General features: G+C 34.7%; 13 protein-coding genes, 6 tRNA genes and 2 rRNA genes (1 of these 21 cut by a window edge). 5 read left to right on the forward strand and 16 right to left on the reverse strand.

The window, feature by feature from the left end:
• The 12 genes from ABNT22_RS14075 to ABNT22_RS14130 all read right to left on the reverse strand — a co-directional run.
• Positions 1 to 1,624: ribosomal RNA gene (locus ABNT22_RS14075) — 23S ribosomal RNA — on the reverse strand (it extends 1,244 nt beyond the left edge of the window).
• 156 nt (positions 1,625 to 1,780) lie between these two features.
• A tRNA-Ala gene (locus tag ABNT22_RS14080) sits at positions 1,781 to 1,854 on the reverse strand.
• Positions 1,855 to 1,947: 93 nt separating this feature from the next.
• Positions 1,948 to 2,021, reverse strand: a tRNA-Ile gene (locus tag ABNT22_RS14085).
• A 78-nt stretch (positions 2,022 to 2,099) separates the two neighbouring features.
• Positions 2,100 to 3,620 (reverse strand): 16S ribosomal RNA (locus tag ABNT22_RS14090).
• Together the 16S and 23S rRNA genes with 2 tRNA genes alongside form the textbook arrangement of a ribosomal RNA operon.
• Positions 3,621 to 4,319: 699 nt before the next feature.
• Positions 4,320 to 5,432, reverse strand: coding sequence for an aminopeptidase C (locus ABNT22_RS14095; RefSeq protein WP_348714164.1), 1,113 nt, complete (start codon positions 5,430 to 5,432; stop codon positions 4,320 to 4,322).
• Positions 5,433 to 5,500: 68 nt separating this feature from the next.
• On the reverse strand, positions 5,501 to 7,915 hold the full coding sequence (locus tag ABNT22_RS14100; RefSeq protein WP_348714163.1) for a TonB-dependent receptor: 2,415 nt from the start codon (positions 7,913 to 7,915) through the stop codon (positions 5,501 to 5,503).
• Between the two features lie 88 nt (positions 7,916 to 8,003).
• A tRNA-Tyr gene (locus tag ABNT22_RS14105) sits at positions 8,004 to 8,089 on the reverse strand.
• Positions 8,090 to 8,132: 43 nt separating this feature from the next.
• A tRNA-Lys gene (locus ABNT22_RS14110) sits at positions 8,133 to 8,205 on the reverse strand.
• 59 nt (positions 8,206 to 8,264) lie between these two features.
• Positions 8,265 to 8,347: transfer RNA gene (locus ABNT22_RS14115), tRNA-Tyr, on the reverse strand.
• A 42-nt stretch (positions 8,348 to 8,389) separates the two neighbouring features.
• A tRNA-Lys gene (locus ABNT22_RS14120) sits at positions 8,390 to 8,462 on the reverse strand.
• A gap of 129 nt (positions 8,463 to 8,591) precedes the next feature.
• On the reverse strand, positions 8,592 to 9,356 hold the full coding sequence (locus ABNT22_RS14125) for an ABC transporter ATP-binding protein (RefSeq protein WP_348714162.1): 765 nt from the start codon (positions 9,354 to 9,356) through the stop codon (positions 8,592 to 8,594).
• Positions 9,357 to 9,358: 2 nt separating this feature from the next.
• Entirely contained in the window at positions 9,359 to 10,099 is a 741-nt protein-coding gene (locus ABNT22_RS14130) for an ABC transporter permease (protein WP_348714161.1), read from the reverse strand.
• 110 nt (positions 10,100 to 10,209) lie between these two features.
• Here ABNT22_RS14130 and pafA point away from each other — a divergent pair, with 110 nt between their 5' ends.
• The gene (gene pafA, locus ABNT22_RS14135) at positions 10,210 to 11,853 is read left to right on the forward strand and encodes an alkaline phosphatase PafA (protein WP_348714160.1); all 1,644 of its coding nucleotides are present in this window, start codon (positions 10,210 to 10,212) and stop codon (positions 11,851 to 11,853) included.
• A 256-nt stretch (positions 11,854 to 12,109) separates the two neighbouring features.
• On the opposite strand, the gene ABNT22_RS14140 is transcribed toward pafA, so the two are convergent.
• Entirely contained in the window at positions 12,110 to 12,526 is a 417-nt protein-coding gene (locus tag ABNT22_RS14140) for a hypothetical protein (RefSeq protein ID WP_348714159.1), read from the reverse strand.
• A 1-nt stretch (position 12,527) separates the two neighbouring features.
• Positions 12,528 to 12,683, reverse strand: coding sequence for a YqaE/Pmp3 family membrane protein (locus ABNT22_RS14145; RefSeq protein ID WP_348714158.1), 156 nt, complete (start codon positions 12,681 to 12,683; stop codon positions 12,528 to 12,530).
• A 127-nt stretch (positions 12,684 to 12,810) separates the two neighbouring features.
• On the opposite strand from ABNT22_RS14145, the gene ABNT22_RS14150 reads away from it, so the two are divergent.
• On the forward strand, positions 12,811 to 15,588 hold the full coding sequence (locus ABNT22_RS14150; RefSeq protein WP_348714157.1) for a T9SS type B sorting domain-containing protein: 2,778 nt from the start codon (positions 12,811 to 12,813) through the stop codon (positions 15,586 to 15,588).
• Between the two features lie 35 nt (positions 15,589 to 15,623).
• Here ABNT22_RS14150 and ABNT22_RS14155 read toward each other — a convergent pair whose 3' ends face one another.
• Together ABNT22_RS14155 and ABNT22_RS14160 are read right to left on the reverse strand one after the other, a co-directional pair.
• Positions 15,624 to 19,295: a reprolysin-like metallopeptidase gene (locus ABNT22_RS14155; RefSeq protein WP_348714156.1), complete on the reverse strand. Its 3,672-nt coding sequence runs from the start codon at positions 19,293 to 19,295 to the stop codon at positions 15,624 to 15,626.
• A gap of 83 nt (positions 19,296 to 19,378) precedes the next feature.
• Positions 19,379 to 21,880 carry a M14 family metallopeptidase gene (locus ABNT22_RS14160; RefSeq protein WP_348714155.1) on the reverse strand — a complete coding sequence of 834 codons (2,502 nt, stop codon included), beginning with the start codon at positions 21,878 to 21,880 and terminating at the stop codon, positions 19,379 to 19,381.
• A 79-nt stretch (positions 21,881 to 21,959) separates the two neighbouring features.
• Here ABNT22_RS14160 and ABNT22_RS14165 point away from each other — a divergent pair, with 79 nt between their 5' ends.
• The 3 genes from ABNT22_RS14165 (at position 21,960) to ABNT22_RS14175 (ending at position 24,180) form a co-directional block, all read left to right on the forward strand.
• The gene (locus ABNT22_RS14165; RefSeq protein ID WP_348714154.1) at positions 21,960 to 23,063 is read left to right on the forward strand and encodes a bestrophin family protein; all 1,104 of its coding nucleotides are present in this window, start codon (positions 21,960 to 21,962) and stop codon (positions 23,061 to 23,063) included.
• Positions 23,064 to 23,119: 56 nt separating this feature from the next.
• Positions 23,120 to 23,803: a class I SAM-dependent methyltransferase gene (locus ABNT22_RS14170; protein ID WP_348714153.1), complete on the forward strand. Its 684-nt coding sequence runs from the start codon at positions 23,120 to 23,122 to the stop codon at positions 23,801 to 23,803.
• A 65-nt stretch (positions 23,804 to 23,868) separates the two neighbouring features.
• Positions 23,869 to 24,180, forward strand: coding sequence for a hypothetical protein (locus tag ABNT22_RS14175; protein ID WP_348714152.1), 312 nt, complete (start codon positions 23,869 to 23,871; stop codon positions 24,178 to 24,180).
• Positions 24,181 to 24,216 lie beyond the last annotated feature (36 nt).

Here is a 24,216-nt window from a genome sequence, read left to right on the forward strand (position 1 = left end):
ACGGGTTCTTATAAACTGAAGCTTAGAGGTTTTTCTTGGAAGTTCTTAGCCGCACTATCCACGCGTCCGAAGAGTTGTGGTACTATCACATTTCAGCTAGGTCTGCGGATTTGCCTACAGTCCCAATACCTACGTGTTTCAACGAGCTATTCCGTCAGCTCGCGGCGGGTTCATTACTCCGTCACCCCATCGCATTTATAAGAAGTACAGGAATATTAACCTGTTGTCCATCGACTACTCCCTTCGGATTCGCCTTAGGTCCCGACTAACCCTCAGCTGATTAGCATCGCTGAGGAAACCTTAGTCTTTCGGTGAGGGGGTTTCTCGCCCCCTTTATCGTTACTTATGCCTACATTTTCTTTTCTATACGTTCCAGCATGCCTCACAGCACACCTTCAGCACATATAGAATGCTCCCCTACCACTTTATTAAGTCCATAGCTTCGGTAATATACTTATGCCCGATTATTATCCATGCAGAACCGCTCGACTAGTGAGCTGTTACGCACTCTTTAAATGAATGGCTGCTTCCAAGCCAACATCCTAGCTGTCTAAGCAGTTCCACCTCGTTTATTCAACTTAGTATATATTTGGGGACCTTAGCTGATGGTCTGGGTTCTTTCCCTCTCGGACATGGACCTTAGCACCCATGCCCTCACTGCTGAGAAACATTTTATAGCATTCGGAGTTTGTCAGGAATTGGTAGGCGGTGAAGCCCCCGCATCCAATCAGTAGCTCTACCTCTATAAAACTTTTACTCAACGCTGCACCTAAATGCATTTCGGGGAGTACGAGCTATTTCCGAGTTTGATTGGCCTTTCACCCCTATCCACAGGTCATCCAAAGACTTTTCAACGTCAACTGGTTCGGTCCTCCACTGTGTGTTACCACAGCTTCAACCTGCCCATGGATAGATCACTCGGTTTCGCGTCTACTACTACTAACTAATTGCGCCCTATTCAGACTCGCTTTCGCTTCGGCTCCGGACCTTAAATCCTTAACCTTGCTAGTAACAGTAACTCGTAGGCTCATTATGCAAAAGGCACGCCGTCACACAGTAAATGTGCTCCGACCGCTTGTAGGCGTACGGTTTCAGGTTCTCTTTCACTCCCTTACTTAGGGTTCTTTTCACCTTTCCCTCACGGTACTAGTTCACTATCGGTCTTTCAGGAGTATTTAGCCTTACCAGATGGTCCTGGCAGATTCATACAGGATTACACGTGTCCCGCACTACTCAGGGTACTGCTATATCCTCTTCGTTTACCTATACGAGACTATCACTCTCTTTGGTTAGTCTTTCCAAACTATTCTAGTTCACTTAGATTCTAATGTCGCAGCCCTACAACCCCCAATTTGCCGTAACAAATTAGGTTTGGGCTAATCCGCGTTCGCTCGCCACTACTAACGGAATCACTATTGTTTTCTCTTCCTCCGGGTACTTAGATGTTTCAGTTCTCCGGGTTTGCTCCTTTCGGTGACATGTCTTCAACATGCCGGGTTGCCCCATTCGGAAATTAACGGATCATAAATTATGTGCATCTCCCCGTTACTTATCGCAGCTTATCACGTCCTTCTTCGCCTCTGAAAGCCTAGGCATCCGCCATACGCCCTTATTTAGCTTATTGTACTTTTTGCTCTAGCATTACACTAGAACGAGCTCTTTATAATTCTTTATATTTTTATAAAAATAATTCGTTAGATATTTATCTAACTCTCTATCTTGATTCTTTACGATATCATTTTACCAATATGTCAATGAACTTTAGGTTATAAAAACCTCGTGGAGAATACCGGAGTCGAACCGGTGACCTCTTGCGTGCAAGGCAAGCGCTCTAGCCAGCTGAGCTAATTCCCCTTCTCTAGTAAGAGGAGCCTCATGAGCGATTAAGTTACTTAACACTCTCACCCAACTTCTAGAATTTCCTTACTTCGACCTTAATTAAAATAGTAGTCTCGGGCAGACTCGAACTGCCGACCTCTACATTATCAGTGTAGCGCTCTAACCAGCTGAGCTACGAGACTATTAAGATCTTAGTCTTTTTTTTAAAATTAACAGCAAAGAGTAAATTACCTCTTTTGTAACTCACCATCTTTCTCTAGAAAGGAGGTGTTCCAGCCGCACCTTCCGGTACGGCTACCTTGTTACGACTTAGCCCTAGTTATCAGTTTTACCCTAGGCCGCTCCTCTCGGTGACGGACTTCAGGCACCCCCAACTTCCATGGCTTGACGGGCGGTGTGTACAAGGCCCGGGAACGTATTCACCGGATCATGGCTGATATCCGATTACTAGCGATTCCAGCTTCACGGAGTCGAGTTGCAGACTCCGATCCGAACTGTGATATGGTTTATAGATTCGCTCCTATTCGCATAGTGGCTGCTCATTGTCCATACCATTGTAGCACGTGTGTAGCCCAGGACGTAAGGGCCGTGATGATTTGACGTCATCCCCACCTTCCTCGCGGTTTGCACCGGCAGTCTCGCTAGAGTCCCCAACTTTACTTGATGGCAACTAACGATAAGGGTTGCGCTCGTTATAGGACTTAACCTGACACCTCACGGCACGAGCTGACGACAACCATGCAGCACCTTGTAGAGAGTCCGAAGAAAGTCTATCTCTAGATCATGCACTCTACATTTAAGCCCTGGTAAGGTTCCTCGCGTATCATCGAATTAAACCACATGCTCCACCGCTTGTGCGGGCCCCCGTCAATTCCTTTGAGTTTCAATCTTGCGATCGTACTCCCCAGGTGGGACACTTATCACTTTCGCTTAGTCACTGAATAATTCCAACAACTAGTGTCCATCGTTTACGGCGTGGACTACCAGGGTATCTAATCCTGTTCGCTCCCCACGCTTTCGTCCATGAGCGTCAGTACATACGTAGTAGACTGCCTTCGCAATCGGTATTCTGTGTAATATCTATGCATTTCACCGCTACACTACACATTCTATCTACTTCCATATGACTCAAGTCAACCAGTATCAAAGGCAGTTCTACAGTTAAGCTGTAGGATTTCACCTCTGACTTAATTGACCGCCTGCGGACCCTTTAAACCCAATGATTCCGGATAACGCTTGCACCCTCCGTATTACCGCGGCTGCTGGCACGGAGTTAGCCGGTGCTTATTCTTACGGTACCGTCAGTTACCCACACGTGAGTAAGTTTCTTCCCGTATAAAAGCAGTTTACAACCCATAGGGCAGTCTTCCTGCACGCGGCATGGCTGGTTCAGAGTTGCCTCCATTGACCAATATTCCTCACTGCTGCCTCCCGTAGGAGTCTGGTCCGTGTCTCAGTACCAGTGTGGGGGATAATCCTCTCAGACCCCCTACCTATCGTTGCCATGGTAAGCCGTTACCTTACCATCTAGCTAATAGGACGCATAGTCATCTTGTACCGATAAATCTTTAATTAGATAGTGATGCCACTTCCCAATATTATGGAGTATTAATCTTCATTTCTAAAGGCTATCCTCCTGTACAAGGCAGATTCTATACGCGTTACGCACCCGTTCGCCGGTCGTCAGCAAAAAAGCAAGCTTTTCTCTGTTACCCCTCGACTTGCATGTGTTAAGCCTGCCGCTAGCGTTCATCCTGAGCCAGGATCAAACTCTTCATTGTAAAATCTTTAATAATTTTAAATGTTAAGCTTCAAAAGAATTTTTGGTAACCTAACCTAAATTAGGTCGCCGTGGTAATTCTACTCTTTAATTACGCTGTCAATTTCAATATTTTCAATGAACTTGGTTAGTCTCTAAATCACAAATAATTTCATTGTATTTTCAACTTAACCTCTTTGTAGAAACACTAGAATCGAACTAGTTGATTTGTCTTAAATCATTCCAAAATCTCTCTGAACTTTTGCTCTTTTTAAAAGCGAGTGCAAATATATAAACTCTTTTTAATCTGACAAAAACTTTTTTAAAATTTTTGAAGTTTATTTTTACACTATTTCAACGAACTTTCGTTTTTAAAACGGACTGCAAAGTTACCTATTTTATTTCCGATTAAACAAGAAAAAATTAAACTATTTTTTAACCCTTTCTTAACCCTTCACATATCCTATTTTAATGAACTTTGCAATCTTCTAAACACTATCCGTTTTGCGATTGCGGGTGCAAACATACGACGTTTTTTTAATCCCACAACACCTTTTTAAACCTTTTTTTAAACTAAAAAACTAACTACCTTAAAAACAACTACTAAACCTTCTAGTTTTTTTACTTCTTCTCTACAAAACCTAGCAGCCCCCCATTATAAGCTCCCTAAAAAAAGCCCAAAGATTCCTCTTTGAGCTTTATAAATACTACTATATGTAGTTTATTTTACTTTCAACTTATCTTTTACTTCTTTAGACAAAGCATCTTTATGAAGCAACACAGAAATTGTTTTCAATTTAAAATAAGGGATCGACATATATACATATCCTTTATTACCCTGATTTTGCCCCCAAGAATTCTTTACTTTAAAATATGTATTTCCTTTTTGATCTTTTACCAATCCAACTATATGCATCAAGTGATCATCAGTAGTATTAAAGTTTTCAAATTCAGATTGACGATACTCCTCTGTAATATTCTTTTCTTTTACTATTTCTTTTAAAGCCTTTTCATTCTCAAAACTACTTGCTGGAATTACAGCAACTCCAGCCTTTGATGAAAATGTCTTTTCAGAAACATCACAATCTAACTCTATCGTATACCCTTTTTCTATAGCTTCTTTTGTAATACTTGTTAACTCATCTAGCGTTACATTATAAAATGCTCCATTAGAAAAGTTATCAGGAATATTTAAAATGAATTTTTCATATTTCTTGGCATGTCCAAAAGAACTTATAGTTATATAATTTGACGGATCTATCTTCACAAACTCAGCAAAAGTTTGTGGAGTATACTTTTTCCCTTCAAAAACAAATTCTTTTTCATTCTTTCCTAAATAAACATCCAACACTCCTTCAATTGCTTGTTTCCATCTTGGACTTAGTTCTCCTGCAGGGTTCTTTATGTAAGTATTTAACATACTTTTTAAAACCGCTATCATTTCCGAATGATTATGTCTATCTACTCCTAATTCTAATCCCGTAAAGGTTTGTTCAGGAACCAACCCATACTTTCTAACAGCATTAATTACATCATGTGCTAAACCTCCCTCACTAAATTGCGCTTTTCCCTGACGGTATAAATAATTATTCGCTTTTTCTGAATATGTATTCCTTACTGTATACATCTCTGATAAATCAATTTGTTTACCTGTTAACCTAATGATTTCAGATTCTAAAAAAGAAGTTGTAGAAAAACTCCAACAAGTTCCAGTTCTTCCTTGACTTTTTACTTGTGTATTTTCAATATCTTTTATGGTTTTGAATTGATATTCTTGAGCTACCGAACAAAACCCTACCATAGCAGCAATAGCAGTTATAATAAATTGCTTCATTATTATTTTATTTGTGTTTTTTGAATGAGCAATTTAAGTTTTTTACACCTTATAAAAAGTTAAAGTGACTAAAAATCCATTATCAGCCCAATTCTAGGTAAAATTCTACCAGATGTATTTTCTATTTCTTCCAAAACATATCGATTCGAATCATTAGGATCAACTACTCTTGTTCCATCTGGGTTCTCGGTTGGTAATAAAAAGGCTTGTTGCTCGGTACTACTTGCGTACAAATTTTGAATATCTAGATATAGATTAATAGACCATTTCTTCAAGAACCAAGTTTTATCCACCCTAACATCTAATTGTGTATACGTTGAAAACCTTTCTTGATTTAATCGAGTATAATCTAAAACCCCTCCGTTTCTAACATTATATGTTTCTATTAAAGAAGATGCACTCTCATCATAAGGTGTATACGGTCTTCCTCCCACCAACCTAAACCTTGCTCCTACTTCCCAATTCTTATTTAATTTCTTACCACCAGTTACAGTTAATAAATGTCTGTTATCCCATGTGGAAGGCACATAGGTATTATTTACATCTTTGAACTCGCTCCTAACAAATGTATATGACAACAAACCATACAAACCGTTAAAAGATTTTTTTTGAGCTAGTAATTCAAATCCATATGCTCTACCTTCGGAATTAGAAACGACCTCCTCACTTCCGACTACTCCAAAATCCGCTCCCAGGTTTGCTAGACTTATTTGATCTCTTACAGAAAAAGGATAATTTCTATATTGTTTGTAAAATCCTTCTATAGTAACTTTTGAAGTTTTATTTGGTAAAAATTCTACACCGGTGACATAGTGGTTTGAGCGAATATATTTCAATTCGTTTTGATTTAACAAAACCCCTTGATCATTTCGATAACCTAATACTGTATAAGATGGTAACTGATAATAGCTTCCAATAGAACTATTCAAAGACCATTTATTGTTTAAATTATAACTTAAAGCTAATCGTGGAGACAATTGATTAAAAATATTACTCATATTTGAATTATAATCTACACCATCTAAACGAACCCCCAAAGAGACTCCTAATCTATTTTGAAAATACCTCTTAGACATTTGACCAAAAAGTCCATACTTAAGAAAACTTACTTCAGAAGAAAACTCATCTATTTCTACTCCATTTACATTGGCTATTTTTTGAAAAGTTGCATTAGTATATTTTGCAGTTTCTAAATTTCCGCCAAAAGTAATTTTGTAATCATTATTGGTTTTTAATTCATTTTCATATCGAAATTTATTCTCTATTTCTTTAGACTCATAATTCAATAATAGATTACTAGGTGTTTCTATATTTAAGAAATACTTTTCCGCTTTATTCTTCCATTCATTTCTACTTAATACAAAAGTGTGTGTAGAAACATTACCGAAATACTTATATCTAGCTCCAACTGTATAATTCCACTGCGTATTAACAGGCACTGCATTTAAAAACACTTTGTTCTTTTTGATTATATCTTCATCAGTTTCTCCATCATTCACTTCTGTGTTGATTTCGAAATCATCAATAGCACCTAAAGCTAGTATTGACAATTCACTATTCTTAGATAATTGGGAATTTAGGTTTAGTTGAAAATCGGTATAAGTTGGCAAAAAGGGAAGCTTTATCAACTTAAACAAAAATTGTAAATAGGATTGACGCACAGACAACATGTAATTTGTTTTTTCTCCTAATGGTCCATCAATGGTAATACCTGCGTCCGATGTTCCTACCGTAGCTCTTGTTTGTATTCTATTTGGATTTCCTCTTTTCTGCGTGAATTCAATTACAGAACTCAATGCATTCCCTCTGTTCGCAGGAAAGGCACTAGCATAAAAGTCTACCTTCCTAACTAAGTCTACATTTATAATTCCTACAGGTCCTCCAGTAGCTCCTTGTGTTTGGAAATGATTAATTACTGGTACTTCAATTCCATCTACATAAAACTTATTCTCTGAAGTTGCTCCTCCTCTAATGATAATATCATTTCTAAACCCTGGATTTGAAGCAACTCCTGGAAAAGATTGAATTACCTTTAAAACATCTCTATTTCCTCCAGGATTTCGTTCTATTTCTTCCACCCCCAAAGATTGTAAGGACAATGGGCTTTCCAATGGTTTCTGAAACAACTTCGCCGTCACCTCAACTTCTTCTAATGTTGCTACTTCTTGCTCAAGTTCCACTAACACAAAAGGCACCTTATCTTTGGTCACTAAATAATCACTTGTAACAAGAGTTTTATACCCTACAAAAGAGACCTGAATTTTATTATAACCTAACACCACTCCGGTAAGTTCAAACATTCCTTCATCATTAGTTGATACACCAACACTTCCTTCATTAACTGTTATATTTACAAAAGGCAATACTTCTCTCGTTTTTTTATCTATCACCTTACCCTTAATAACTCCAGTATTCTGAGAAAATAAACTAACACTACAAACTAGAAAAAATGCAAAAACATTAATTTTTAATAAGTTATTCATTGGAAATATATTTTGTTTAACAAATTTAATAAAAAATTAAACAACCAAACATTAAGATATAAAAAAACCTCAATCTTCTAATTGAGGCTGGTGGGGAGAGCAGGATTCGAACCTGCGAAGTCGAAAGACAACGGAGTTACAGTCCGTCCCATTTGGCCGCTCTGGAATCTCCCCAGAGCTATTAAAAAAAGCTTCCGTAAATGAAGCTTTCTTATAGTGACCGGGCTGGGGCTCGAACCCAGGACCCTCTCCTTAAAAGGGAGATGCTCTACCAACTGAGCTACCCGGTCATTGTATTTGCGAATGCAAAAAGACATAAAAAAACCTCAATCTTTTTAATTGAGGATAGTGGGGAGAGCAGGATTCGAACCTGCGAAGTCGAAAGACAACGGAGTTACAGTCCGTCCCATTTGGCCGCTCTGGAATCTCCCCAAAACTGTTAAAAAAACTTCAGTTATAGAAGTTTTTCTATAGTGACCGGGCTGGGGCTCGAACCCAGGACCCTCTCCTTAAAAGGGAGATGCTCTACCAACTGAGCTACCCGGTCATTGCATATACATTTCTGCGTTTGCGGGTGCAAATATAGGAGCTTTTTCTAGTTTGGCAAAAGTTTTTTTAAAATAATTTCTCAAAAAAAACACCTTTATATTTTAACTACTCATTCACAAACTTTTACCTAATGATCATTTAAATATGCTTGACGCACTTTTTTAAACAAATTAGAAGAATACACGAAATTGACCACCGATTCATTATCAGTTTTAAAGATTTCCTTGCTACTTCCTTCCCAGGCTTTATATCCTTTATTTAAAAAAACAATTTTATCTCCTATTTCCATAACAGAATTCATATCATGTGTATTTATAACTGTTGTTATTTGATATTCATCTGTAATTTCTTGAATTAAATTATCTATCACAATAGAGGTTTGAGGATCTAAACCTGAATTTGGCTCATCACAAAACAAATATCTAGGGTTCATAACAATTGCTCTTGCTATTGCGACCCTTTTTTGCATCCCTCCTGATAATTCTGCTGGATACTTTCCGTTTGAGTTTTCTAGGTTTACTCTTTTCAACACCGCATTCACTCTATCTAACATTTCATCTTCTGGTTGTTGTGTAAACATCTTCAAAGGGAACATTACATTTTCTTCTACAGTTTGCGAATCAAATAACGCACTTCCTTGAAATACCATTCCCAATTCTTGTCGAAACAATCGTTTGTCTTCAATAGACATTTCTGTATTTTTCCTACCGTCATATATGATTGCACCTTCTTCTGGTGTATGCAACCCAATTAAAGATTTCAAAAATACCGTTTTACCCGATCCACTTTGCCCAATAATTAAACTTGTTTGTCCTGGTTGAAAAGAGGTTGAAATACCTTTCAAAATCTCTACCCCATTAAATCCTTTATGTAAATTATTTACTTCTATCATAACTAAGTAAGCAGCATTTGTGTTAAGAAATAATTGGCTATAACAATGACTACAATAGTCCATACTACCGATTGCGTACTTGCCTTTCCTACTTCTAAAGAACCACCTTTCACATAATAACCATGATATGACGGTACTGTAGCTATTATAAAAGCAAACACAATTGTTTTAATAAGGGCATAGGTTACTAAAAATGGGTCAAACTCTAATTGAACCCCATTCAAATAATCTACTGAAGAAAATATTCCTGACGTAGCTCCTGCTACCCATCCACCTAATATTCCTAAAAACATTGATAATACTACCAAAAACGGATAAAAAAATACAGTTGAAATTATCTTAGGTAGCACTAAATAATTTAAAGAGTTAATCCCCATTACTTCCAGCGCATCAATTTGTTCTGTAACTCTCATCGTACCAATACTAGAAGTAATATAAGACCCAACTTTTCCAGCCAATATAATTGAACAAAATGTTGGTGCAAATTCTAGAATTATAGAGCGTTTTGTTGCGAAACCTATCAAATATTTAGGTATAAAAGGGCTTTCTATATTTAATGCAGTTTGCAATGCAATAACTCCACCAATAAAAAATGAGATAAATGCTATAATTCCCAAAGATTTATGCCCCAATTCTTCAACTTCCCTAAACAAAGCTTCTCTGAAAACTCGGCCTCTTTGAGGTTTGGTAAACACCTGCTTTAGCATTAGAAAATATTTACCAATATGCTCAATGTAATTCATCTAAAGTTTTTTCTTTTTGCTAAAATATTAAATTATCATCAACCAAGAGAATGTATTAGTTATTTACTCTCCATTTAATTAACTTTGGCCATGTTAAATCAAAATATATTATGAGAAAAATCTCACTTTTAATCATTGCTATTTCTACTTTTTTTAGTTCTTGTAAAATTGAACATAAAACTGACCAAAAACCAAAGTTAGTTGTAGGAATTGTAGTAGACCAAATGAGGTATGATTATTTAACCCGATTTGAAAGTAAATATGGAGAAGATGGGTTTAAAAGACTTTTAAACAATGGCTTTTCTTTAGAGAACGCCCATTATAATTACATCCCTACTTATACTGCTGTAGGGCATACTTCTATATATACTGGAACAACTCCTTTTAATCATGGAATTATTAGTAACAATTGGTATGACAAATTTATTAAAGAAACTATTTATTGTGTTGACGACAATAACTACAACACTGTTGGTAATGATGGTGATGGCGGAAAAAAATCGCCTAACAGAATGTTAACCACGACCGTTACCGACCAGTTACGTTTAGCTCAAAACATGAAAGGTAAAACTATTGGTGTTGCTATTAAAGATCGATCTGCTATTTTGCCTGCTGGGCATACAGCCAATGCAGCATATTGGTTTGATGGAGGAAGTAAAGGAGAATGGATTACATCTTCATATTATATGAATGAATTACCTCAATGGGTGAAAGATTTTAATGCTTCAAAAAAAGCAGATGAATACCTTAGTAAACCATGGGAAACCTTGTATGATATTAGCACTTATAATGAAAGTATAGCTGATGATAATTCGTTTGAACAGCCTTTTAAAGGTCAAGAGAAACCCACTTTTCCTCATAACATTCCTGAATTAAGAAGTAAAAACAATGATTATAGTATTTTAAAAGCTATTCCAGCAGGAAATTCTTTTACTAGTGATTTTGCCAAAGCCGCTATTGTTAATGAAAAATTAGGAAAATCGGAATACACGGACTTTATCACTATTAGTTTTTCTTCTACTGATTATGTTGGTCATCAGTTTGGAGTTGCTTCTAAAGAAATAGAGGATACTTACTTACGTTTTGATAGAGATTTAGCAGATTTATTTCAATTCCTAGATACTGAAATAGGAGAAGATAATTACACCTTGTTTTTGACAGCCGATCATGCTGCTGTTCAAGTTCCTTCGTACTTACAATCTGTAAAAATTCCGGCACATTATTTTAGCAATAAGAAATTTACAGCATTTGTAAACAACATTACCCAAAAACACTTTAACTCTGACCAGCTTGTTGAAAACATTTCCAATTTTCAAATATTTTTAAATAAAGAAAAGATTGAAGAATTAAAACTAGAAGCTAATACTGTTGCACAAAAAATTGCAGATGAAGTTATTAATTATAAAGGTATATATAAATCAGTAACTGCAAGAACTTTACAAACTACCTCATTTACCTCTGGTATTTTAAATTCGCTACAAAATGGTTATAACCAAAAATTCTCAGGTGATGTTTTATTAATTCCTAATCCTTCTACTTTAAGTACTTATTATAAAAAAGGAGGTACCTCACATGGTTCAGGTTATTCATATGACACCCATATTCCTTTAATTTTTTATGGTAACGGTATTCAACCAGGTAGCTCTAAAACGAAATATGAAATTATAGATATTGCTCCAACGATTTCTAATTTATTACAAATTGAATTTCCAAACGGAAGTACAGGTAAAATTATCGAAGAAGCTTTAAAATAAAATAGAAAAACTGCACTCCCCAAGAGTGCAGTTTTATTTTACATTTAAGGGAATTTATATGAAAGGGTCTTTACTTCTTTTTTTTACTTTTTACATACACCTTACTTGTTCTTAACTTATTAGAACTAGGCTTTATTGTACATAAAATAAATATTGTAATTAAGGTAGCTATAAATAATGTCATGTTTTATCTTTTTGGTTTCTAATAAATTAGACACACAAAAAAAACAAAAGGTCACAACTTTTTTTAAAAAAATTATTTTAAAATACTCAAATCTAAAAATTTAGAATCTAAATAAGTTATCTCAAAGGTTAAAGTTTCCTTTGATTTTAGATCTATAAACAAAGTATCTGTATCAATTTTCCAATTCCCTATTCTTTCTTTATAAACAGAAGAAAACAAATCAAAATAACAACGAACTATTTGTTTTCCCGATTCTTTTTTAAAGTCTTCAAGTTTTCTCTTTTCTTTATTCTTTAAAACAACTGTACCATCTTCTTCAAAATTGAAAAAAGTAGTATTATTAAAAAGTTTTTTTTTCAATCTCATTTCACCATTAAAATCGCTTACTAAACTCCAACTACCTGCGATATCTTTTACAGAAATATTTTTTTGAGTAATACATGAATTCAGTACAATAATTAAAACACAACTTATTGTTGCAAGTTTCATTTTAATTTGAGCTGTTTAAAATCACCAAGGCCCCTATAACTCCTGGAACCCAGCCACAAAGTGTTAGCAAGAAAACGATTACAATAGAGCCACATCCGTAGCCAATAACCGATAAGGGAGGAAAAAAAATTGCCAATAAAACGCGTAGTAAACTCATAGTCTTTTTTTGATTGTTTATTTAAAAGACGAATTATCTGGAGTTTTGTTACAGTGCCCGTTATTTAACATTTCTTTTTTTTAATATTTCTGTTTATACAAGTATATTTGTTTCAAAAATTGTAATCATGAAATATACTGGTGTAATTACCGTACTATTGCTCTTATTTTCTGCAACTTGTTTTTCTCAACTTGAAGCTCATCTAATAGACAAAGAAGGATGGGTAAAAGGGAATTATGTAGAAATTGGAATCAATCATCAAGGTGTTTTTGGTAACAAAACCGCCAACAAGCCTGCTTCTTTTCACGACAATAGAGAAAATGTCAATTTTTTGTTTGGATTTATTGCCAATCCACAAAAAGACAACTGGGTAGATTACGATGGTGATTTTTTCACTCCTGGATCTCCAGAAGAAGGATTTTCTATTGAAATAGATGGAATAAATTATAGTAATAATACTCTAGGGCCTACAGAACAAATCCCTGGAGAGGTTATAAGTAGTAAAACTCTTGAATCTGATTGCTTTGAAAGTTTAGCTCAAATTGAATGGGCTGGAAGAGTTAATGGACTAGAAATTCAACGTTTGTATAGTGTTACCGAAAATGGTTTATTCATTCAAATGATTACTTCTATTACGAACACAAGTTCAGAAATAAAAAAAGATGTATTTTTCATGCACAATGTTGATCCTGATAATAATGTTACTATTAATTTTAATTATTCAACTGCAAATGAAATCATCAGTCAACCAGACGCCACCTCAAGTGTTTCTCTTGTAAAAGCTTCTCAAGATCCTTTAACCACCTCACTTTCCACTATTCCAGATGCAGATGGTTCTAGTGTTAGTTTATATGCCAATGACAATAGAGCTAAAGTATCTTTTGGGGGGTTTAGTAATAGAAACGCTAGTGATATCTGGGAAGGTTTTGGTGTTGTACAAACTGTAGGAGCTTCAAAAACTGAAGATGAAGCGATATCAATAGCTTTCAATTTAGGCGATATTTTACCGAATGAAACTAAGACTTTCGTATACTATTATATTTTAAGAGAAATTGATGAAACTTTTGTTCCATTGATTGTTAATATATCTACGGTTAATCCAACTGGATGTAACACAAATGATGGTATTATAAGATTATCTGGTTTAGTAGCTGACGAAATCTATACCATAGACTATGAAAAAAATGGTGTAGCTGTAGCACCTCAAGATTATACCGCAAACTCTTTAGGAATTATTGAAATAACAAATCAAGAAGAAGGAGCCTACGGAAATTTCAATATCAAATATGATTCATGTAATACAGAACTCAACACGGTGTATAACTTAACGCCACCAGATCCTGTGCGTCCTGTTTTTTCAGAAACCAACCCTTCTAGTTGTGGAGGGAATGATGGTAGTATCGTTTTATCAAACCTTAATGCTGGTGATGATTATTTGTTAAGTTATGTTTATAACGGTACCACTACTATTGAAAACACTTATACTGCAAACGGTGGTGGCACTATTGAAATTTTAACCCTTGAAGAAGGAACTTATTCTGATTTTAAAATTACTTACAAGGGTTGTGTTACAGACTTTAGTGTTAATTACACCTTGGTCCCACCTCAACCTGAAGACCCTAGTTTTAGTTTCTCTAACCCTTCAAATTGTGAAGGGGATAATGGTGAAATAGTAATATCTAAACTTAGACCTAATGAAAATGTGGTGATCAACTATCAAATTGACGGAACAAATGCTCCTGAAACCACATATACCTCTAATGCAGCAGGGCAAGTTATTCTTACTAATTTGGTAAATGCTGTATATTCCAACTTTAGTTTTGTTCATGTAACAATATCTTGTTCCAACTCTCCTAGCGATAGTATTACTTTAAATGGAACTGCTCCGTTTACTATAGCAGCTATTCCAGATCAATTTTACTGTGATAATGATTTTGATTATATCAACACCATAGACTTATCACCTATTGACACAATTGTACTAGGGGGATTAGACAACACAATCTACTCTGTAAGCTATCACTCATCAATGGATAATGCTACTAATAACATTGCTCTTGATAAAAACAACTACATCACTAATGGAACAAATACTTATTCTTTATTTTCTAAGGTAACAAATAATGCTACTGGGTGCTTTGAAGTAGAGGAGTTTAATATCACTATCAATATTCCTGCTGAGTTTGATCTTGATAGTGCTTTTTTATGTAAACCAACGGATGACAATTTTGTTGTTCCTGAGATAGATACTGGTTTAAATAGTAGCGAATATACTTTTGAATGGTTTTTAAATAATGTTTCTTTAGGTTTTACCACCTCTTCTATTTCTGCCGAAGCATCAGGAACCTATAAAGTAACTGTTACCACTATAGCAACGGGATGTTCTATAAGCAACGAAACTGAAATTATACCTTCTGGTGAACCCGATATTTTACAACTAGAACTGGTTTCTGAATTATTTGCAGATAATCACATTGTAAAAGTGATTGCTTCGGGACCAGGAAAATATTTATATAGATTAAATGATGGATTGTATCAAGAAGAGCCTGTTTTTGAAAATGTTCCTGCAGGAAACAACACCTTCTATGTATTAGATGATAACGGTTGTGGAGAAACGAGTATAAGCAAGGTTATTATTGATTACCCTAGATTCTTTACACCAAACAACGATGGTACAAATGACTCTTGGCATATAATCGGAGTAGAAGAATTAAGAGAACCTGTTGTATACATTTTTGATAGGTTTGGGAAAGTTTTACATTCTTTAGATAAAAACAGTGAAAAATGGAACGGAACCTATAATGGTAAGCAACTTCCTAACAATGATTATTGGTTTGTTCTTACTTTTATAGATGAAAATGGTAGACATCAACAAGTTAAATCACATTTCTCTTTATTATATTAAATAAAAAACCCCGTCTTGTAGACGGGGTTTTTCTTTTATTTCTTAACAAACTTTATACTTCTTAAATCATCTTCTTCTTTAAAAATAATCGTGTACATTGCTGTTTTCAATTTACTTACATCGATATAATCTGTAGCTGTTCCTTTCTTTACTTCCTGTCCTAAAATATTATAAATTGTATAATCTGCAGATTTCATTCCAACAGGTTTTATCAATTTAATTTTATTGTATACCACAGGGTTAGGGTAAATTCCTAATTCTACAGAAGGAATCGTTTCGGCTCTACCAATAGCAGAAGCACTAGTTGAATTCAATTCAAAAGCATCTATAGCAATATCAGCTCTCCAGGTACTTCCTGTAAAACGATTAAACCTTAATTTGATTCCTTTACCAATATAACTACCTAAATCTACAGAAGCAGACAACCATGAGTTTCCTTTATTTCCAGATTGATTCCAAATAGAAGTCCAAGTTGCTCCATCATCTTCACTTATTTCTAAATCGATTGTTCCCATATCTGTTGCTCCATACATATGGTATTGGAAAGAAACAGACGCAGCAGACAATCCAGACAAATCAAAACAAGGTGAATTTATAATTGCTCTTTTATTTGGGTATCCTGTATTTCTTCCAGATGCTTCTACATATATATAATGAGAACCATTTGTAGCTGCACTTGGACCAGTATTATTTGAAGGTGTTCCTCCTGTTCTTCTAGACCAATCTAAATCATCTCCTCCAGCTTGAGTCCATTGGCCAAATGAGCTATCAAAAGATTCGGTATATGGATAACTCCCTATTCCTCCTGTACAACCCGCTACTACGGCATTTACATTGACCGTTCTCGTCACAGCTGTTGCAGCATTTCCAGCAGCGTCAGATACATTATATGTTAGTATATAAGTTCCTTGTGTATTTGTATCTACTGATCCTGAAACTACAATATTACTACTAATGTCTCCATCAACATTATCGCTTGCTGTTGCTCCTGCATCCGTATAAGTATCTCCGACCGAAATACTCACAACACTATCACCCAATAATGAAATTACTGGAGCCACTGTATCTGCCCCTGCATCTGCAATAGTTACTGTATAATCTTCCACTTCTCCATATGTAAATTCTCCACATGGACTTGGTATTGCATTATATCTTAAAATGACTCTCATTCTTGTATCTCCAGTAACTGCTGACGCTGGAACTGTGAAACTACCTGAAACCGGAGTATCTGTTGAAGCGGCTTTGCTCCAAACTAATTCACCGGCATCTGTAAACACCCCATTCTTATTATAATCTATCCATACTCCATAACCTTCGCTATAAACAGTACCCGTCCAAGTTGGTGTGATTGTTATGGTTTCTGAAGCTCCTTTTGTTATCGTTGTAGAGATATTGGTGAAATCTGAGTAAAATTGTCCGGTAGATGTATTATCTATAGTATTTAACTTAACATTCGATATATATTCATCATTTACATTTGTACTATTAGCTGTACAGTATACCAGTTGTACATTTGTTGTAGTAAAGTTAACTGCAGTACTAAAATTAGAAGAAGTTCCATCAGTACAAACACTTTTTACTCTTACTTCATAATTCGTACTTGCATCAAGCCCAGATAATGTTGTACTTGTCCCAGATGTATTACTCGAAGTCCAAGATGCATCAGATACTTTTTTATACTCTACAGTGTATGTTGCTCCTGAAACTGTATTCCAAGAAACTATAGCTCCCGAAGCTGTAACACTTCCCACACCAACACCTGTTGGCACTGTTGCTGTACATGGTTGGGGACTTGATATGGTAAAATTAGTATTAGAAATATCAAAGAAAATATGATTTGTTCCTTTCACCATAATTCTATTTTGGTTACCAACAGAATTTGGCACTGTTATATCGTGCGAACCATCATTAGGAACTCCACTTGCCAATACTACTGGATAAGTGTCTCCACCATCTGTTGACATTAAAATATCAACATTAGCCGCATTTACTCCATTTGCTGTTGTTCCTGCAACATCCCATGTTACTGTTTCTGTTGCTCCTGCACTTAAAGTTACATTTGTATTAGGAGAATTCACTACAAATGGTCCAGCAGTTCCATTCACAGTTACAACCATATCATCACTGTTATTTGTTCCTCCTCCTGCTCTATTATCTCTTACAGTTAATCTAAAGTTTAAACTTCTTGCCACATTTGGCACTGCTTCCCATTGCCAAGAAGTACTTCCTGTTTTGATAGTCTCCAACCTTGGAAAATATCTTGATGCATTTGTTGTTGGTGAATACGACCTAAAAGCTACTCCAGCAGTTGCCGTAACACTCGGGTATGTAGTAGCCGCATTGTTTTCATCCATTTGCTCCCAACAATAAGAAAGCACATCTGATGCATCTGCATCATTTGCTGTTCCTGTTAAAACAAAAGCTGTTCCTTTTGGAATTGTATAATCACTTCCTGCATTTACAGTTGGTACATTATTTCCTGTTGATGTATTTGTTTGACAAGAAGTTGTTTTAATATAATTCGTGATCTGTTGAATTGTAATCGCATGAAAATAAGGATCACTATTTGATTGCACATCTGTAGCTCCGGTGATACCCGCGTACCCCATTATTGTTGTACCACTTCCTGGCTCCATATGCACATTTGTTCCTTCATTTCTAATAGTAAACGTATGATTTCCTCCAAATTGATGTCCAATTTCGTGTGCTACATAATCCACATCAAACGGGTCACCTTCTGGAGTTGTACGAGAAGTAAAAGCACTTCCTTTACTTCCATTTACACAAACACATCCGATACAACCAGCATTTCCATTATTTGATGCTTTCGCAAATAGATGTCCTATATCATAATTTGCTTCACCAATAACACTTGTTAATGTTGATTGTACTTGAGAGTTAAAACTTCCATTAGAATATGGATCTGTTGATGCGTTGGTATAAATTACATCTTCATTATTTGCAATGATGATCATCGTTAAGTTAAAATCCATTTCATAGATTCCATTAACCCTTGTCATGGTAGTATTCATTGCTGCCAATGCTTGCGCTTTTGTTCCACCATGGTGCGCCGTATACTCTCCTGTTGCAGAAATTGCAATTCGATAAGTTCTTAGAATACCATCATCTGCATTTTTAAAGGAAGATGAACTACCAGTACTTTTACTCCTATTATTCGGATCAACATCACATTTAAAGCCATCTACCTCACGAGGTTTATCTGACCTCTTATAAATAGTATACTTTTTTAGGTCATCTGAATAAGGTTCGATAAACACTGTAGGTTTATCAATTCCTAAACGCATACTTTGTAAACCTTTAGCGTTTGAAAGGCTAAAACGAATTCTATCTGAAGGATCGTCTACCCCTACTCCCATATATGATTTAATATCTGGGTATTTTTTTGATAAACTCGGATGTAAAACTGAAGCTTCAGTGATTCGATACTTTTCCATTATTCCTTCCGCATTTGGAAAGGAAATAATTACGTTGGATCGTTTTCCAACATTTCTTTCTGGCGCATTGGTTAAAGCTTGTTTGAATGCCTTTAAATCCAACTGATAGATTTTTTTATCTGGCAGTCTCTTTTGTAAAGCAGCATTGCTTGCTTTAACCTTTACATTTTCTTGTTTTTTCCACAATTCGCTGTTTTGAGAAAATAAAACAGACGTAGCCAAGGACATGGCTAAGAATAGCTTGTTTTTCATTGAGGGACATTTTTGATTAGTTATGGTAAATATATAAAAACCCCTCAATAAAAAAAATAAAACACTAAAAAACAATCACTTAACTACATCATCTTTCCAAAGAAAATAGCGTTCGCCAACAACTTATTAGTACCATACCAAAAAGCTCTAAAGTTCGTATTATCGGTAAAAACAAGGACTCTTCCTCTTCCTAATCTTTGCGAAACAAATGGAACAGTATTTTTTAGTTCTTCTAAATTCTCTTTTGAAATATATCCACTTAATAATGGAGTATTTGTGTATTGAATAGGGTTATTATAACTCTTTTTATTCGCTTTAATAAACTGACGTGTATTTCTAAAAAGTGCAATCTTATCATTCTTGTATCCAAAATTGATTGGATGAGAACGATCTATATTGGCTTCAAAAATTGCTCCTCCGATTACTTGTGCTCCAGATTGTAAAGACCTATCCTCAAAAGAAACATTTTCAACAGTATCAATCTTGGTCTTGTTAAACTTCACGTTTACAAACCCTTTATTAGATAACCAATTTACAGCATTTCTATAACCAATTAATACTCCTCCATTACTTACCCATGTCTTTAATTTTTCTTCTAAATTTTTATCTAATGAGTAACTATTCGGAACAATTATCGTTGTATATCTGCTTAAGTCAACACGAGTTGCATAAGAAACATCTAGTTTAGTTAATTTGATATCAAAACGCTGATCTAATAAATGCCATATTTCACCTGCATCATAACTTGTTATTCCACTTCCTACTAACATTGCTACTTTAGGTTGTTTTACTGATCTAAAGTTTCTACTACCAAGGTCAATACCCTCATTCAATCCAGTATTAACTCCTTTAATTTCTATGGAGTTTTCTTTAGCTATAGTTTCTAAAAAACCAAAAAGTTCTTCTGCTTTCAAAGTTTGATTTTGAGCAGGTATAAAAATTGTTCCATAATCATAAGAGTCACCATTGTTCTTAAACTCTTTCATTGCAACCTTTGCTCTTAAGCCTTTTTCTAAAATTGTATTTAATGCTTTAGGAGTATTATATTCATTCCAAGAAAACAAATATCCTACAGAGCTTTTATTCGTTATACTTCCCTCATTAGCTTTTATTTCAACAACCTCTCTTCCCGCTTTGTTTAAAGAAATATTATCAGCATAATCAACTCCAAAAGCATGATTAAAGGTCCAAGCTGAAACATCATAAAACAAACTGTCTTTAAATTTTGTTCTAACATCAAACATCGCTTTCACCAAACGATGATTCTTCTGATTCATCGGTACTACATAACTATATCCTTTTTTGAATCTTTTTCCATTGGCAGTAAAATCATTTGATAATTCATGAATTTTTATTTTGTGACGCTTAAGTACTTTAGCCAATTCATTTGTTTTTGCTGCATCTTTTTCATCACCAAAAACAATAGCTTTCTCCATTCCTGAATTTCTAGAGTTTTTATGAAAATTTTGTTGATACTTTAGTATCTTAACTCTCATGTTTTTTGCTGCTTCTAAAGTAGATAAGGTAGCTGTAAACTGATTTCTAATTGTAAATGGAAACGTTAAAATACCATTCTCACTTTCTTGCGCATGTCCTCGAGAGCTTCCTTGTTCAAATAAAATTCCTATACTTCCATTAATATCGGGAAAGGTTGATCCTTTACCATAATAGAAATCATCAAAACTTTCTTCTGAATAATAGGTTGAGCCTATTTTATCAAATGCTTTAGCATGGTATCCTGCTATTTCTTTTGTTAAATCCTGATTCATTTGTGGTGTTAAAGGATTGGTTCTACTAGGTATCCCTGGTTGAAAAAAGAACGTAGAGTTTGTTCCCATTTCATGATGGTCAGTTAATATGTTCGGTAACCATTTATGAAAAGTCTTTATTCTTGCTTTACTTTCAGGTAATTGTACTGGTAACCAATCTCGATTCATATCAAACCAATAATGATTTGTTCTTCCTCCTGGCCAAATTTCATGATACTCTCTATCATTTGGATCTGGATTTATATTACTCGCTTTATTCGTATTTGCCCAGTACGCAAAACGTTGTAAACCATCAGGATTCATAGCAGGATCAAACAAAACAACAGTATTATTTAAAAGCTCTGATATTTTAGTTCCTTCTGCAGCAGCTAAATAATAGGCTGCTGCGAGCGCAGCATTAGCTCCACTTGCTTCATTACCATGAATTGAAAATCCTTGATACACCACAATAGGTAAATTAGATACATCTACCGTAGCATCCTCAGTTGCATTGATATGACTTTCTCTAATACTATTCAATTTTTGATGATTCTCAGAAGAAGTAATTGTTAATAATAACAAAGGTCTTCCCTCAAAAGTTTCTCCTCTATTTTCAATAGTGACTCTATCTGATGCTTTCGCCAAAGCTTTCATATAGGTTACTAATTTATCATGTGTTACATGCCACTCTCCTACTTCATGTCCTATGATAGACTTTGGAGTTGGAATAGTTTTATTGTAAGTTACATCGTTTGGTAGATAATATGATAAGTCAATTTTTTGTTGAGATAAGATTGATAAACTCACAAAAAATAATAGAAAGCTTAGCTTTTTCATGTAAAAGATTGATTTGTATAGACTAACAAATATATTGAACCTTTTTTCTATTTTTGAGACTATAACATAATATTAACGTATGTATATCAAAAGAACCTTTCCGCTTAGAGGAATGTTACGTTGGACAAGAAGAAATATTTATCTTTTCATTATTCTTGCAACCATTCCTGTTTTTTTATTTGACATTGTAGGTCTAAAATGGTTACATGTTCCATGGCTTCCATTAGGTGTTCTAGGTACTGCTATTTCTTTTTTAGTCAGTTTTAAGAATAACGCTTCTTACGACCGACTCTGGGAAGCTCGTAAAATCTGGGGAGGCATTGTAAATTCATCCAGATCATGGACCATCATGGTAAAGGATTATATTAATAATGATCATGCTAAAGACAAACTATCAAATGATGGCTTATTTGATATTCATCGCGAATTAGTTCATAGACATGTGGCTTGGCTCACTGCATTACGATACCAATTACGAAAAGATAAACCTTGGGAAATGCATTTAATTAAAGATAAATCAAATGCAGAGTTTAGAAAAGAAAACTTCTTTGTTTATGAAGATGAAATACCTATTGAAAATGTTATTAAAGATTATATTTCTACTGAAGAATACGAAGAGCTCTTTGCCAAGGGAAATCAAGCTTCTCAAATTTTAGGAATTCAATCTCGTCGTTTACGAGAATTAAAACAACAAGGTTTTATAGATGACTTTAGGCATGTAGAAATGGAAAATATGCTGGTAGAGTTCTACACCCTACAAGGAAAAAGTGAACGTATTAAAAACTTTCCTTACCCTCGTCAATATGCCACCATGAATTATCTTTTCGTTTGGTTATTTATTATTTTATTACCCTTCGGAATTATGGAAGGTTTTGAAAGTATAGGAAAACATATTATTGAAGATCTAACAACACATCAATCAAGGACTTCTTGGGGACACCAAATTCAAGAATTTCTTGCTGAACGTTTTGTTTGGCTTTCTATACCTTTTAGTGTGATTATCTCTTGGGTTTTCAATACAATGGAAAGTATTGGAGAAAATTCTGAAAATCCATTTGAAGGAGGACCAAATGATGTTCCCATTACAAATATGAGTAGAGGAATAGAAATAGATATCCGTCAATTGATTGATGATACAGATATTCCTGCTCCATATGAATGGAAAAACGATATTGTGTTATAATCGCTTTATTTATTATCTTTTATTCTTTTACTATCTTTAAGTCAAAGAATTACATCATGAAGTTAGGAGAAAACATAGCATCTGAATTTAACGAATTTGCGAAAGACTATACGAATGATATGATTCGTTGTGTTCCTTATTATGAAAAATTAATACTTAGCTTTACACAATATTTACCTGAAGGTTTTTCTCCTCATTCAATCTTAGAACTTGGAAGCGGAAATGGTAATGTAACTGCTACTCTTTTACAACATTTCCCAAATGCAAATTATACTTTAGTAGATGCTTCAAAAGAAATGATTGATTTATGTAAGCTACGATTTAAAGGTTTTTCCATGATCTATTCAAATTCTTATTTCAATGAATTTCATTTTAACGAAAATCATTACGACTTGATAGTAGCTGGTTTTAGCCTACATCATTGTAATGAAGAAGAAAAACAAGTAATTTTTGAAAACATTTATTCTTCTTTAAAGCCTAATGGCATATTTTCTTGCAGTGACTTAATGATCAACAAAAAGTGTCCAGAACATTCAGATTTATTAAAAAATTGGGAAGCATTTGTATTAAGCAATTACCCTACTAGAGAAAAGTGGGAATGGCTAATGGAGCACTATAATACTTTTGACAACCCTACAAATTACAATACCCAAATGGAGTGGTTAAAAAAAATAGGTTTTTCAAAAGTGCACACTCCTTTTAGAGAAGAATACTGGACATACCTACAAGCAATCAAGTAAATTCATTTTAAACCTTTTTACGTTTATAAGGTCATAGATATAGTTAACTTTAAAAATTATGTATTATGAATGTAAAAGTTTTATTTGTAGCGGTAAGTTTTACTTTTAGTGGAATAGCTTATAGTCAAAGTACTCCTAAAGTAGACAAAAGGCAAAAAAATCAAAAAACAAGAATTGTTAAGGGTGTAAAAAGTGGTGAATTAACAGCTAGAGAAACAAAACAACTAGCAAAGCAACAAGCAAACATCCGTAAAATGGAAAGAAGGGCAAAGAGTGATGGTGTCGTTACCAAAAAGGAAAGAGTTCGTTTACAAAATGCTCAAAACAGAGCAAGTAAAAACATTAAACGTAAAAAGAACAACAATCTAAACAGATAACAAAAAAGAGCTTACTATTAAGTAAGCTCTTTTTAA

Source organism: Tenacibaculum sp. 190130A14a, assembly GCF_964048965.1.
GTDB classification, from domain to species: Bacteria; Bacteroidota; Bacteroidia; order Flavobacteriales; family Flavobacteriaceae; genus Polaribacter; species Polaribacter polynesiense.